At 38.3% G+C, this 14426-nt stretch carries 15 protein-coding genes and 1 tRNA gene; 1 reads left to right on the top strand and 15 read right to left on the bottom strand.

Annotation, left to right across the window (positions count from 1 at the left end; genetic code table 11):
* Window positions 1–6: 6 nt before the first annotated feature.
* The 9 genes from HMPREF0873_RS03545 to ilvB form a co-directional block, all read right to left on the bottom strand.
* A complete protein-coding gene (locus HMPREF0873_RS03545; RefSeq protein ID WP_008714369.1) occupies window positions 7–1194 on the bottom strand; it encodes an aspartate aminotransferase family protein in 1188 nt (395 codons plus the stop codon).
* A gap of 85 nt (window positions 1195–1279) precedes the next feature.
* Window positions 1280–2137 carry an acetylglutamate kinase gene (argB, locus tag HMPREF0873_RS03550; RefSeq protein ID WP_008714371.1) on the bottom strand — a complete coding sequence of 286 codons (858 nt, stop codon included), beginning with the start codon at window positions 2135–2137 and terminating at the stop codon, window positions 1280–1282.
* A 10-nt stretch (window positions 2138–2147) separates the two neighbouring features.
* Entirely contained in the window at window positions 2148–3098 is a 951-nt protein-coding gene (argC, locus tag HMPREF0873_RS03555) for an N-acetyl-gamma-glutamyl-phosphate reductase (protein ID WP_008714374.1), read from the bottom strand.
* A 110-nt stretch (window positions 3099–3208) separates the two neighbouring features.
* Window positions 3209–4219 (bottom strand): ornithine carbamoyltransferase, encoded by a 1011-nt coding sequence (gene argF, locus HMPREF0873_RS03560; protein WP_008714376.1) that lies wholly within the window; start codon window positions 4217–4219, stop codon window positions 3209–3211.
* A 31-nt stretch (window positions 4220–4250) separates the two neighbouring features.
* Entirely contained in the window at window positions 4251–5435 is a 1185-nt protein-coding gene (locus tag HMPREF0873_RS03565; protein WP_008714378.1) for a M20 family metallopeptidase, read from the bottom strand.
* Window positions 5436–5807: 372 nt separating this feature from the next.
* The gene (locus HMPREF0873_RS03570; RefSeq protein WP_232191996.1) at window positions 5808–6986 is read right to left on the bottom strand and encodes a metallophosphoesterase family protein; all 1179 of its coding nucleotides are present in this window, start codon (window positions 6984–6986) and stop codon (window positions 5808–5810) included.
* A gap of 6 nt (window positions 6987–6992) precedes the next feature.
* Window positions 6993–7583 carry a carbonic anhydrase gene (locus tag HMPREF0873_RS03575; protein WP_012864653.1) on the bottom strand — a complete coding sequence of 197 codons (591 nt, stop codon included), beginning with the start codon at window positions 7581–7583 and terminating at the stop codon, window positions 6993–6995.
* A gap of 184 nt (window positions 7584–7767) precedes the next feature.
* Entirely contained in the window at window positions 7768–8280 is a 513-nt protein-coding gene (gene ilvN, locus HMPREF0873_RS03580) for an acetolactate synthase small subunit (RefSeq protein WP_004698541.1), read from the bottom strand.
* Window positions 8281–8288: 8 nt separating this feature from the next.
* Window positions 8289–10016, bottom strand: coding sequence for a biosynthetic-type acetolactate synthase large subunit (gene ilvB / locus HMPREF0873_RS03585; RefSeq protein WP_008714382.1), 1728 nt, complete (start codon window positions 10014–10016; stop codon window positions 8289–8291).
* A 191-nt stretch (window positions 10017–10207) separates the two neighbouring features.
* Here ilvB and HMPREF0873_RS03590 point away from each other — a divergent pair, with 191 nt between their 5' ends.
* Complete coding sequence (locus HMPREF0873_RS03590; protein ID WP_004696628.1) at window positions 10208–10486, top strand: hypothetical protein; 279 nt, start codon at window positions 10208–10210, stop codon at window positions 10484–10486.
* 77 nt (window positions 10487–10563) lie between these two features.
* Here the strand turns inward: HMPREF0873_RS03590 and HMPREF0873_RS03595 are convergent, their stop codons facing one another.
* The 6 genes from HMPREF0873_RS03595 to HMPREF0873_RS03620 all read right to left on the bottom strand — a co-directional run bounded on the left by HMPREF0873_RS03595 (window position 10564) and on the right by HMPREF0873_RS03620 (window position 14267).
* Entirely contained in the window at window positions 10564–11064 is a 501-nt protein-coding gene (locus HMPREF0873_RS03595) for a folate family ECF transporter S component (RefSeq protein WP_004696629.1), read from the bottom strand.
* A complete protein-coding gene (locus HMPREF0873_RS03600; protein WP_004696632.1) occupies window positions 11054–11401 on the bottom strand; it encodes a nitrous oxide-stimulated promoter family protein in 348 nt (115 codons plus the stop codon). Before HMPREF0873_RS03600 ends, HMPREF0873_RS03595 begins: the two co-directional genes overlap by 11 nt.
* 9 nt (window positions 11402–11410) lie before the next feature.
* Complete coding sequence (locus tag HMPREF0873_RS03605; protein ID WP_008714386.1) at window positions 11411–12226, bottom strand: class I SAM-dependent methyltransferase; 816 nt, start codon at window positions 12224–12226, stop codon at window positions 11411–11413.
* A 404-nt stretch (window positions 12227–12630) separates the two neighbouring features.
* Entirely contained in the window at window positions 12631–13419 is a 789-nt protein-coding gene (locus tag HMPREF0873_RS03610) for a LemA family protein (RefSeq protein WP_008714387.1), read from the bottom strand.
* Between the two features lie 185 nt (window positions 13420–13604).
* A tRNA-Arg gene (locus tag HMPREF0873_RS03615) sits at window positions 13605–13679 on the bottom strand.
* A 129-nt stretch (window positions 13680–13808) separates the two neighbouring features.
* Window positions 13809–14267 (bottom strand): low molecular weight protein-tyrosine-phosphatase, encoded by a 459-nt coding sequence (locus tag HMPREF0873_RS03620; protein ID WP_008714389.1) that lies wholly within the window; start codon window positions 14265–14267, stop codon window positions 13809–13811.
* Window positions 14268–14426: the final 159 nt, after the last annotated feature.

A 14426-nucleotide genomic window follows, 5' to 3' on the forward strand; every position in this document is an offset into this window, starting at 1 on the left:
GAATTCTTATTTTACGGCTAATTCTTCAATCACTTCCGCTAAAATAGCAATCGCTTTTTCTAGTTGCTCTTGTGGAATATTAAGGGCTGGTAAAAGACGTACCTTATTTTTAGCAGATAAACATACAACACCTTTTTCAAGGCATTTTTCTATAACGGTTCTAGCATCAACCGTAGTTTCAATGCCAAGCATGAGTCCCATACCGCTAACACCAATGACACCAGGTTTACCAGTTAAGGTCTCCTTTACGTATTCCCCTTTTGCTTTTACAGAATCGAGAAATTCAGGAGTTAACCGGCTAATAATAGTGTTCCCTGCAGCCGCGCAGATTGGATTTCCCCCAAAGGTAGTAGCGTGGGCGCCAGCATTTAAAACGTATTGCATCTTTTCGTTGAATAAGGTTGCCCCCATTGGTAGACCTCCTGCCAAGCCTTTTGCAGTAGATACCACATCTGGTTCGATACCAAATTGTTGGTATGCATATAGACTGCCAGTCCGACCATTACCAGTTTGTACCTCATCGATAAGTACCAGTTGATCGTGTTCATGCGCATATTTTGTTACTGCTTGGACAAACTCCTTATCTAATGGCATAACACCACCTTCACCTTGGATAGGTTCCATCATGATAGCACAAACGGCTGGATTAGCAAGGACTTTCAAAGCCGCATCAATATCATTGACTGGGGTGTGAATAAATCCTTCAGTAAATGGGAAGAAATGTTGATGGAATACATCTTGTCCTGTAGCAGACAAGGTAGTAATAGTACGACCGTGGAAACTATTGACCAAGGTAACAACTACATGACGACCTTCGCCGTATTTATCATGGCTATATTTACGAGCTGCCTTAATAGCACATTCGTTAGACTCCGCACCAGAGTTAGAGAAAAACACCTTTTTCATCCCCGTTTTCGCGCAGAGCTGTTTCGCTAGTTCAATCTGTGGCAAAGAATAGTATAAATTAGAAATATGATTCAACGCATGAGACTGCTTAGTAACAGCGTCAGTCCACTCATCATCGTCAACACCAAAAGCCGTTACACCAATACCAGAGCCAAGGTCAATGTATTCTTTACCCTCTACATCCCACAAGAGAGAACCCTTCCCTTTTTGAAAGCATACGTTGAACCGACCATACGTATTGGCTATATATTCTTTATCTTGTTGTTCGAAATCGATTGTATTATTCATTATACCCTCCAAACGTACGGCCTTGCCGTCGTCTATCTATATAAAAGATAACCTATAGATGATTACCAGCATTATATCTACTATATTACGCAACAAACATTGTGCCAAGACCTTCATCGGTTAATAACTCGATAAGAATAGCATGTGGGATTTCACCATTAATGATAAATACTTTTTGAGCCCCTGACTTAATAGCCTCTAAGCAGCAATCCACTTTTGGGATCATACCACCGGCGATAATACCATCTACTTTTAATTGATTCGCCTCTGCCATAGTGATTTTAGAGATTAAAGATTTAGGATTATGTACATCTCGTAATACACCATCAATATTGGTCATAGCCACCATGGTTTCCGCCTTAAGGGCACCTGCAATTTTCGCGGCTACCGTATCCGCATTAATATTATATGTCTTGCCATCGGCTCCCATGCCGATAGAAGAAATAACCGGAATATAGCCACGGCTAATTACGTCATGGATAATGCTCGTATCAATAGTATCAATATAACCTACATAACCAAGTTCTTCGTTTTGTTTATGAACTTGAATCATGTTGCCATCTACGCCACAAAGGCCAACAGCTTTGCCACCAAGATCCGTTAGATCCGCCACGAGCCCTTTATTCACCTTGCCGGCTAGCACCATTTGTACAACATCCATCGTTGCTTCATCGGTAACACGTAATCCATTAGCAAAATGTGATTCAATTTGCATCGCCTCTAAGGTGCTATTAATAGCTGGACCACCACCATGAACGAGCACAACTTTTACCCCCACTAATTGAAGTAATAGTAAATCCTTCATGACAGATTTCTTTAACGCTTCATCCACCATGGCATTGCCACCGTATTTAACGACAACGTACTGATCTGTGTATTGTTTTATATATGGAACGGCCGCCGTTAAGATATGCGCCCGCATTGCATTTGTTACATTCTTCATAGATTCCTCTCTAACCTAATACTAAACCAGTATCCTCTGGTAAACCCAATGCAATATTCATACATTGAACGGCGGCACCCGATGCACCTTTACCTAAATTATCGAAAATGGCGTGAACCATGATGCGTTCATCGTTACCAGTGACATAGATTTTCATACTGTCCGTATTGCTCAATTGATTAGCGTTTAACATACCGCTATTACTATTTTCAGTAAATGGTGCAACCGTAACGATTGTACTATCTTTGTAAAAGTATTCTAACGTTTGTTGTACCTTATCAATACAAACAGGTTTATGACATAAACGACTATGAATACCTACGGTAACCTCCATTCCAGAGTAGTAATCATCAACAATTGGCATAAAAATTGGAGCTTCACTAATGCCGCATACATGTTGTACTTCGGGTAAATGTTTATGTTCTTGACCAAGCCCATATTGACGAGGCGCATAAAGGAAATAGTCCTTAGGACTGCTTTCATATTGACCAATCATCTTCTTACCACCACCGCTATAGCCTGTTAAGGATGTAATGGTGAAAGGATAATCCGCTGGCACAAGCCCTGCTTTTACAAGAGGCGCTATACAAGCAATCATACCGCTCGCATGACAGCCAGGATTTGCAATATGTTTTTTAGTTGCAATAGCTGTTTTGTAGCTTTCACCAAGTTCTGGGAACCCATATGCCCAACCAGCTGTAGTTCTAAACGCTGTAGAAGTATCAATAACCTTACATGGAAAATCACCAATAGCGGCCATAATTTCCTTAGATGCCACATCAGGTAAGCAAAGAAATACAAGATCCGCTTTTTTTGCAACCACTTTAATGGCCTCTACATTTTTGCGATCCTCATCAGCAGTCGCTAAGAGTTCTATATCTTTTCGATCGGATAATCGTTCATGAATTCTAAGACCAGTTGTGCCTTCATGACCAACAATAAATACTCTATGGGGTGTCATAATAAACCTCACTTCTCACCTATTAGTGACTCACACCTATTTATATAGCCCTTTATCCAATATAAATAGGAAACAAACTATACGATTCATCACCATTTAGGAGGATGAATTTATTTCAATGGATAATCTCCAAAGGTAGCAACCATAACTGCCTTAATCGTGTGGAGACGATTTTCGGCTTCTTGAAACGCTAAAGAGTTTGAACCTTCGAATACCTCTTCGGTCACCTCAATGCCATTCATGCCAAACCGTTCATAAATATCTTTACCTACTTGTGTTTCTGTGTTGTGGAACGCAGGTAAACAGTGGCAGAACTTCGTGTTCGGATTGCCAGTTAATGCCATCATTTCTCCATTTACTTGGAATGGTTTAAAGGTATTGATACGTTCCTCCCACATATCGTAAGTATCACCCATCGTTACCCACACACCAGTGTAAATAACATCTAAGCCTTTAACGCCTTCAGCTACATCATCTGTGCAAGTAATAGTAGCACCCGTTTCTTTAGCCACTTTTAAGCACTCTTCGTAGAATGGACCAGCCGGCCAGTATTGTTTAGGGCCAATGAGTCTGAAATCCATCCCCATTTTAACGGCACCACTCATCAAGGCATTGCACATATTTGATTGACCGTGTCCAACATAAGCAAAGGAAATTTTATTCAACGCTTTATCGATATTTTCTTGTATGGTTAAGAAATTTGCTAATGTTTGTGTAGGATGATCCATATCGGTAAGCCCATTCCAAACAGGTACGCCAGAATAATCAGCTAATGTATCTACATCGGCTTGATCAAAACCTCTAAACTCGATAGCATCATACATAGATCCTAGAACACGAGCTGTATCTTTTAAGGATTCTTTTTTATTCATTTGGGAACCTGTAGGGCCAAGATATGTTGTATGAGCACCTTGGTCCGCAGCCCCCACCTCAAAAGCACAACGTGTCCGTGTTGAGTCTTTTTCAAAAATTAATGCAAAGTTTTTACCTACTAATGTTTTGATTTCTTTGCCCGCTTTTTTATCGGCTTTTAATTTTGCTGCTAAGTCCAAGAAGTATTTAATTTCTTCCGGTGTGTATTGAAGCATTGTTTTAAATGATGTATGTTGTAAACTTTTCATGATAACCTCTTATTTCAAACTACTTATTTAACTACTTTTCTTGTAAAAATTCGGCGGCAATAGCAGCCATCATTGTTATACCAGGTTCCAGAATGCTTTCATCAATAGTGAAAGCCTCATTATGTAAGGCCGGATTGCCTTCAAACCCAGTACCTAACCAAAGAAAAGCACCTTTTATTTTATGAAGATATGCGGAGAAGTCCTCTGCTGCCATAGACGGAAATTCAGGATGGACCACAGCTTCTTTACCAAGATATTTCTCTACAATAGATGTGGCATAATCAATGGCCTCTGGATTGTTGATGGTAGCACCATGGCCACGCTTATAATCCAAAGTGCTTTCCGTTTTAAACATCACATCGAGGGCCTGTAAGCTTTCACCCAAACGTCGCTCAATATAATCACGTTTCTCTGGTTCATAGGTACGACAAGTACCTTCAAGATACACATCACCACAGCCCACATTGTATCGATCACCACCATTAATCACTCCAATTGTGCACACGAGATTTTCCATGGGATTCGTTTCGCGAGCCACCATGGATTCCACATTTACAATCCAGTTTGCGGCTGCTACAATTGCGTCTACCCCATTATGAGGTTCTGCACCATGAGTAGCTTTCCCTTTAATGTGTACGAGGAAGTGATCGGATGCAGCCATGAGATTACCTTTTTTAAGACCTACAGTTCCCACTGGCAATTGAGGCCACACATGAAGTCCATATATCTCATCCACATCGTCGAGGATGCCGCTATCGACAATGCCTTGTGCACCTGGGAATAAAGCTTCTTCTTCGGAAGGTTGGAATACGAGTTTCACGGTCCCATGTAATTGATTTTTAATAGATTGTAGAATCGCCGCTGCACCAAGTAAAATTGCCATGTGGCTATCATGACCACACGCATGCATAACACCTTCATTTTGTGAAGCAAAGGGCACGCCTGTTATTTCATGTATGGGTAACGCATCCATATCGGCACGCAATGCAATAACAGGGCCTGTATGAGCACCTTCTATCTTACCGATAACAGCATAATCAGAAATATCGTTTACAAAGGGAATTCCTAGTTCACCAAGCACCTTTTGAATAAATAAAGATGTATGTTTCTCTTCACCAGATAACTCTGGATGGCTATGAATATGTCGGCGCCATTCCACAACTTGTTCTTTATATTGGGAGGCATAAGTTTTTATTAAATCTTGTAATGCATTCATTACTCTATCTCCTTTATACACTGTATGTATATTTTATACATATTTTGTGTATTTTTATAATCTATACACGTATTATAATACTACCTACCATAATTAGCAAGTATTTATACAAATTTACTGTATTTTTATTTGTTATATTGTAAATCAATTTTACTCATAGATTCTTGCTACCTTTGATTAGAGAAAAATAGACAAAAAAAGACACCTTCCAAAGAAGGTGTCTTTCTCTTATTTTTCAATGACGGATTCGTCGAGCTGAGTACCATCAGGTAAAAATGATTTTACAATCAGCTTATTCGGTGTCACTGTCATAGACATATAATTATTCGTTTCAGGCTGAGGCGCTACATATACATCTAGAGGATGTTGCTTCTACTTAGGACGTCGTGCATCACCAGCTATCCCTGTAAGGATATATAGTGGACCAGATGGGTCTCGATCAAAGTTTCGTACATGGCCACGGTTGCGGTATGTATGTAAATGAGCAGATAAAACTAAGTCTACATTAAACTCATCAAAGATAGGCATAAATAATACGCCCTCATCATCAAAACCTACATCGCGACTTGCACCTGGTCGATCAAAGGCATATCGGAATGGATCTCGATGCATGAGAACTACTGTCCACTTTTTAGTATTTGTAGCTAAATCTTGGCGTAGCCATTGAACTTGTACATCGTATAGATCAGGATGATGTGTATCATGATTGTCCTCATGATTACTTTCATATAACATCGTATCTAATACAACGTAATGTACATCGCCAAAATCATAGGAATAATAACGTCGATTAAAGGTTTCATTCCCATTAGGTGGTACTCCGAAGTAATTCAAATACGCATAAGGCTCGCGCATTTTCCAATCTAATGTATACATCTCGTGATTACCTAATGTCGTTGCTAACGGCACATTAGCACTCAACGGTCTAATGGAATTTAACCAAGTACGCCATTGATAGGCCTGCTCTCCATTATCTACAAGGTCACCCATGCTAATATACAAGGCGGTCCTAGGGTTACGATGTGCTGAGTCCATTACAATCTCTTCCCACTGAGAATAATCCCCCGACTGAGAATCTGGATAGATAAGAACATCATACACACTGGCGCCAGCCGTTTCCAGAGAGTACCAATCACTACGGCGATCACTACCATAACCAACTCGATATTCGTATTTAGTACTAGGCATCAAACCAGTTAATGTACCCTCATGGATATAGGTAGTACTACCATCATCGGTAAAAGCTTTGTCTGTAGCTCTTATCGTTTGAGTCGTATCGGATCCAACAAGACGATACTCTATTACCGCATCAGCTTCACTGCTATCTGATTGCCACATAATAGTACGACTCGTGCTATTATCTTGAGCTACAATTTGCCTAATATAACGACTTTCAGAATCGAGGAGTGGCTTAATTTCTTGTCCACTTACAACGGCAGCAGTTCTAGCTATACGACTCTGTATAGCATCCTTATGGACATATCCACCTATAGTAACACAGACCAAGGCAATAATGGCTAGCACGGATATAATTAATCTTTTTTTGTTCATATAATTCTAATTCTTTTCGTAATATTGTTTCATTTGTGTATAGCCATTAACAATGACTTCGATTTCACCCGTTCTAGGATGGAAGATAAGACCGTGAATAGGCACATCTTTAGGAATCAAAGGATTCATACGCAATTCGTCTACTGTATCCTCTACATTTTCAGCAGGATGTGTAAAGCCATCAGCCCAGCGTTCCATTTCTTTACGGACCATATGAATCGCTTCTGGTGCAATACCACGAGCCAACATTTTTTCTGTTAGATCTTTTGCCGTAGTTTTTGCCATACCACATTCGTGATGACCAATGATAAAGATTTCGTTAACACCTAGCTCATAAATACAAACAAGTAAACTACGCACAACGCCATCAAAGGGACCTGTAATACAGTTACCTGCAGTCTTTACGATTTTCGCTTCACCGCGCCCAATATCCATGGAATCTTCTAAGAAGTTAACAAGACGTGTATCCATACATGTAACAATTGCCATTTCACGACTAGGCATTTTACTACACTTTGTATCTGTATCTACATAACCTGTATTTTGATCTTCTACATATTCTCGATTATGGGCTAAAATATCATCTAATAAGCTCATAGTACCTCCTATATAAAAAGACTTTGGCATACAACCAAGGTCTCTATATCAATAATGCTCGATATACATATTATATCATATTAAGTTGTACACGCTTTAAGCCACAAAAAATAGGTCTATTCAAATACATGTATTATATATTTGAATAGACCTAAATCGCTTTTAAAGTGCTAGAGTACACACCTTATCTATCAGGTGTAGATAATGCTTCGATAGCTACGCTACCACCGCGTACAACTTCAATACGATTGACGAACATATCTTTAAATAAGGCAATCATGTCATTATTTTTAGATACGGTCTTTACACATTGTACTAGTACAGATTTACGATTATAATCCACAACTAATAGATCAAAGGTTTGGGCAATGCGGAAGATTTCTTGTTTATCCGCTTCTTTACAGCTATTGACCTTGATAAATAGTAATTCTTTTTTCGTAATTCGCATGTCAGTAAAGTCGATAACCTTAATCACCTCTACACTGCGATTAAGCTGTTTAATGATTTGTTCATATGTCAAATCGTCACAAGTAAGATCAATCGTCATACGAGACATGGTAGAATCTTCAGTTTCCCCTACAGTCAATGTATCAAGATTATAATTTTTGCCTGCGAAGAGGCCTGAAATCTTAGCTAGTACACCGATTTGGTTTTCTACATACGCTGAAATACAGCGTTTTTTCATATGTACTTCCATAGCCCCTCCTATTTTTTATCCTTCAACAACATATCACTTAAAGACTTACCTGCTGGTACCATTGGCAACACATTGAGTTCTGTTGGAATGATAAACTCAAGTAATGTAGGGCCATCTTTGAAAGTATCCGCCAATTGGAATCCTTTTTCGATGTCCTCTACCTTAGTGATTCGCATAGCTTTAGCACCATAAGCTTCTGCCAATTGTACAAAGTTTGGAACATATTCAAACTCATTATTATCAATAATATCACGCGTTACAATAGAGCTTTCATCCATCAATAAATTTGTACAAGCATATCGTTTGTCGTAGAATAATTGTTGCCATTGGCGTACATTTCCGAGGAAACCATTATTTAAAATAATTAGCGTCACAGGCAAGCGGTAGTGCATAGCAGTGGCAAACTCTTGGATATTCATTTGCACGCCACCATCACCACAGATGGCAAATACACGCTTATCTGGATTTCCCATTTGCGCACCTAATGCAGCAGGGAAACCATAGCCCATAGTCCCTAAGCCACCAGACGTCAACATTTGATATTGACCTTTTACATCAAGGAACTGGGTAGTCCACAATTGATTTTGACCCACATCGGTTGTAACGATAGGATGTTCATAATGATGATTGATGTACTCGATAACAGTTTGAGGTGTTAACCCCTCTTCGTCAGCTTGAGTGACAGGGCGCTCTGCCTTAAGTTGCTGTAATTGTTTTGGCCAGTCGCCAAGATCGTGAGGTTCAATATATTCTAAGATTTTTTCGATAGCCAATTTAGCATCTGCTACGATTGGAATATCAACCTTAATATTTTTAGAAATAGACGCCGCATCTACATCAATATGGATAATCTTACAATTTTGTGCAAAGGTACTTAGTTTACCAGTAATACGATCATTAAAGCGCGTACCAATAGAAATCATCACATCACAATCAGTTATGGCTACATTAGGCGCATAGCCACCATGAATCCCTACATTACCAAGATACAATGGATGACGGCTATCAATAGCACCTTTCCCCATCAATGTTGTTACTACAGGAATCCCTGTTTTTTTAACCAACTCCATCATAAGGTCGTTAGCACCACTAATGCTTACCCCACCGCCTAATAGGAATAGAGGCCTTTTAGCTTTACTAATAATAGAACAGGCTTTTTTGACTTGACCTACGTGAACAGTGGTATTTGGTTTGTAACCGCGAATATTAACCTCAGTAGGATACTCATCAGAGCCCATAGCCTTTTGAATATTTTTAGGAATATCTACAACCACAGGACCTGGTCGACCTGTGCGAGCAATATAAAAGGCTTCTTTCAAAATACGGCCAAGCTCTTTACGATCACGAACGGTAACAGCATATTTACAGATATTGCGTACAATGCCAACAGTATCTACTTCTTGGAACGCATCATTGCCCATCAGACCCAAGTCAACTTGGCCTGTAATACAAACGAGAGGAACACTATCAGAATAAGCAGTAGCAATACCAGTCACAAGATTTGTAGCACCAGGTCCAGAGGTTACCATACAAACCCCTACTTTACCGGTACTACGAGCATATCCATCTGCCGCATGGGCCAATGCCTGCTCATGACGCGGCAAAATCACTTTTACCTTATCTTGTTTATATAATTCATCCATGATATCAATAGTAGCCGCCCCAGGATAGTTAAACAAAAACTCTACCTGCTCCTCTTGAAGGGCTTTTACCAGATACTGTGCGCCTGAAATCATAGGTATCTCCTTATTTATATAATGCATGCATATCGAATTCTCAATATTCACATCTGATATATCTAAAAATTGAATATCTTATATAGATATGTTATACTCAGTAGTGTACCATATGTTGTGGTACATGAATATGTATAAAATCTCAAATTATAGAAATATATGTAGATTCTATTTTGAAAGGACTGAATATCATGAAAGAAATATTAGGTTTCCATTTAAACGGTTGCCCTTATTGCGCTAATGCATTCCGTGCTATCGATGAACTCGTTGCAGAAAATCCTGCATACGCAGATATTCATATCAACTGGGTTGAAGATCAAGATGCTCATGAGCTCTTCAAAACTCATCCATATGAATACTATCCGAACTTATGGTTCGACCTCGACAAACAATACGAGGCGCAACCTGGTGAAAGCTATGCCCAAACAAAATCTTTAATCAAAACTGTATTGGACAAAGCACTCGCGTAAAACGCTATATTTACAAATAATAATGCACCCCTAACATATAATCTAATGTTAGGGGTGCATTTTAGTATACTGTAAGATTATGGCTTTTTTTGTACCATAAACTTACTGACTGCCTTATACACAATTAAAATCAATGCAATTTCTAAAGGGAAACAAATGATATTTTTAATAAGACGTCCAATAAATATAGCAGATACTGCTTTGTTATAAAATATTGTGAGCCATATTGTATTTAATATCAGATGTATACATACAGTAACAATCGTCTCCGGTAAAAGTAATTGTTTAAATGTAACATTACGTCCGTGTAAAAAATACCCATACACATAGCCTACAAGAAATTCAGATATGATAAAGCCGGGAAAGAATACCCCTTGTCCAAATAAAGACATACCTATAAAACAGGCAATAGCAGCCATTATACCTGCTGCCATAGGCCCATAAAGAATACCAAATATAGCGGTTGATAAAAATCCAAAGGTAATATGTATAAATGTAGTATGAATAGCAAATATATAAGATAGTAAAACCGTCAATGCTACAAACATTCCTGTCTTTACAATCATATCAGTTTTCATAAGAAGTACGACTCCTTTTTCTATCCTTCCACTCTAAATACATATGGCGAATAACTTGAATTGGTGATATAAATAACATTCTAGGTCCACCATAGCGCATGATTTCACGTATTTTTTCACGATACGTAGGCGCATAGCAATGCGTTTTACATACGCTGCAGAAGGTCTTGCTTTCCATATGAGGACATACATCTATACGATGTTCAGCATATTGCCAAACTTTTTGACACTCCTCACAGAGTTGTCCTTTAGGAGTGTGGTGCTTATTATGACAATAGATGCCAATAATCTGGTACATAGTTTTTAGTTCTAACTTACGTTTCTCATCAACTGTCATGTTTCTCTCCTATTTCACAGACCATGAAACCCAAGCCACCTTATCAACAGTCTTATTATGGATTTCTCCATCAATAGCTAGTGGCTCAATGAGATTTCTAATCTCTTCTTTCATGTCTTCCATATCTCCCCATCCATTATTATGAAGTCGCATGGTAAAATAATTAACTGCCTTTTCAAGAGACATAACCTCTGTTTCAGGAACTGTTTTATAAGTTACTTTCACATTATGCCCCATCTCATGGATAGCATCTAAACACTCTTTCATCTTGCCATCCCATGGGAAAGAATCACGGCCAAAGAAATGTTCAGATAACATATCTACCATTTCGTCGCTCCGTTCACTGAAAGCAATCCACAAGCATTTATCATTACTTGCATCATGCATGGCGCGAATATTTTCTACATCAAACATAATCGGGCAGAAGATACTATATGCCAAGTCAAAGCTTTTATCCCAACCTAATTCTCGACGAGTTTCATCAGACCAAGGTCCAATATATAAGCTAAGATCTAAACCTTCTGACTCTGCCAATTGTTTAGCACCGCGAATCATACCATCAGATAAATCGATACCAGTCGCCTTATAGCCTTCCCGAGCTAACCCAAGTGCGTAGTCACAAACACCACAGCCTACATCAAGTGTACGACCATTCGATGAAGGTAATAAATTTTCATCCTTTAAGAAGGCTAAAAAATCAGTGACCTGTGCCTTGCGATCCTCGCGATTGTGCATTTCTACAAAGTACTCGGAACGATGGTTCCATGCGTCTTGCTCATCGCGCCAAGTTTCGTTGACCGTGAGCTCCTGTATTTTATTTGTCATATTATCCCCTCTAAATAGCTACATCCTCAAACGGATGAGTTATAGATACATATATAAGTAATTTTCACTTAGTTAAATTCACTATGTAATTTAACGCTCCCCTATATGTCCTAGTGTTCCGGCTAGGATGTTCAGATTTCCATATAGCTATTTTTATTGTACATCATTCTCAAAACAAAATGTGTTACCCAAATCACATTTATTATGTTATTTCGATATTATTGAATATATAATTTCACATCAGTAAACGAATTATCCATATCTAAAACTAGCTCAGTAGCAAAAATACGTTCATACTTCATATACGGAAAAACTCCACTCAAAAAAGTGGAGTTTTTTATTTCTCATTTTTTATTGCTAACAGAATTAAATTCTACCTGCTTGTATACATCTATTCTATATAACTATTTCTCTTCTTGCTTCTCTACAACTGTAGAACTATCACCAGTTTTTGATGCGTCTGGTTCAGAAGTATCCTCAGCTTTTGGTACTTCTTGATCAGTGTTCTCTTCAGCCGTTACTTTTTCATTATTAGAAGCGGCTTCGCGCTCTTGTCTAATGCGTTCTTCTCTCTTAGCTTGTGCCTCTTGTTCTTTCTTTTGTAAGGTCTCACTAACTTTTTCAGTAGTTTCCTTTAATTTATTGCAACCTTTTTTAGCTAGGTCTTTAATAGCTTTAGAATCAGCACCACTGAACTCAGAAAACGCACCTTCTCTATTTGGCTCAAAAAACGGCGCTTCTTTAAAGCCCAATAATGATGCAGCAAATACCATTGGAATTTGTGCCAAAGTACTGTTGTATTGTTTCACTTGATAGTTATAAACTTCACGCTTATTTGAGATTAATATGTCATTTTCTCTAAGATATTCTTGGAATTCAGCATATTGAGTATGGGCCTTCAAATCCGGAAATTGATTTACTAAGGCAGTAATATTTTCTACCGCTTTAGATGTTTCACGAGTCATTTCTACAAAGGTATTGGACAATTTTAAGGAAGTTAATTTTTCATAACCATCTAGCTCATTTACAAGGTTAATAAACTCATTTATAATAGACACCTTTTTCTCATAGAAAGCCATAATATTAGTACGAGTCTCTCTGATTTCTCCAGACAAGTTTTGCAACAAGTTATATTGTTTAATGAATAGGTAAACTAAGAATACAGTTAATAAAAATAAAAGTGTTGAAAGCATAAAAACCTCTCCATATCTACATCAAATAACAATGCAAATTTTGAGGACATTATACCATTCCAACTATATAAGGAGTATGAAGCTACCTTTATTAGATACTTTCACAATTCACGCAAAATTTCTCGTTTAAAACTAGGGACACATACAAAAAAGGCCTCTCAAAATCTTGAGAAGCCTTTTGCTATTGGTGCGCCTAGCAGGAATCGAACCTGCGCACCCGGTTCCGGAGACCGGCGCTCTATCCCCTGAGCTATAGGCGCATGAACACCTAAAAATTATACCATATTACGCTATGCTTCGATAGTATAAAGTACATATGAATACTAGGTTTATACCAAGAAGCCCCTAATATTAAGTCCTATATTAACCAATATTAGAGGCTATTTTAATTACATATTCTTTTTAATCAATGCTAATAGAGCATCACAGCTACGGCTCACATCGTCATACGTTTCATCAAAGTTTCCCGTATACCAAGGATCCTTCACATCACGGCTTTCACCAATGAACAACATCGCCTTATACACCTTGGAATCTACATCATCACCGACGATACGACGTAAGTTCCGCCCGTTATTTTCAGCCATGATAATGAGATAATCAAAGTTGTGATAATCCTCCATCGTCACTTGGCGTGCCTTGCGACGAGTATAAGGGATACCCATTTCATCTAATTTCTGTTTAGTCCCATAATGGGTATCATTCCCTATCTCCTCACGAGATGTACCAGCGGACTCGATATGAATAGAATCACTTAAACCAGTCATGTTAACGATATGTTTCATATAGAACTCTGCCATTGTAGAACGACAAATATTGCCGTGGCAAATGAATAAAATCTTAGTCATAATTAACTCCTTACATACTAATGGTCCTTACAGCATACGCTATAAGGACCATTAGTGCAATATTTAATTAAAAAATATGTCGTACCCCAGCATCAATACGCCAAGTATTATCTATAATTTCATAGCTTTTTTTCATCAGTATCAATATAAATTTCATAA

This window comes from Veillonella sp. 3_1_44 (assembly GCF_000163715.1).
Taxonomy (GTDB): Bacteria; Bacillota; Negativicutes; order Veillonellales; family Veillonellaceae; genus Veillonella; species Veillonella parvula_A.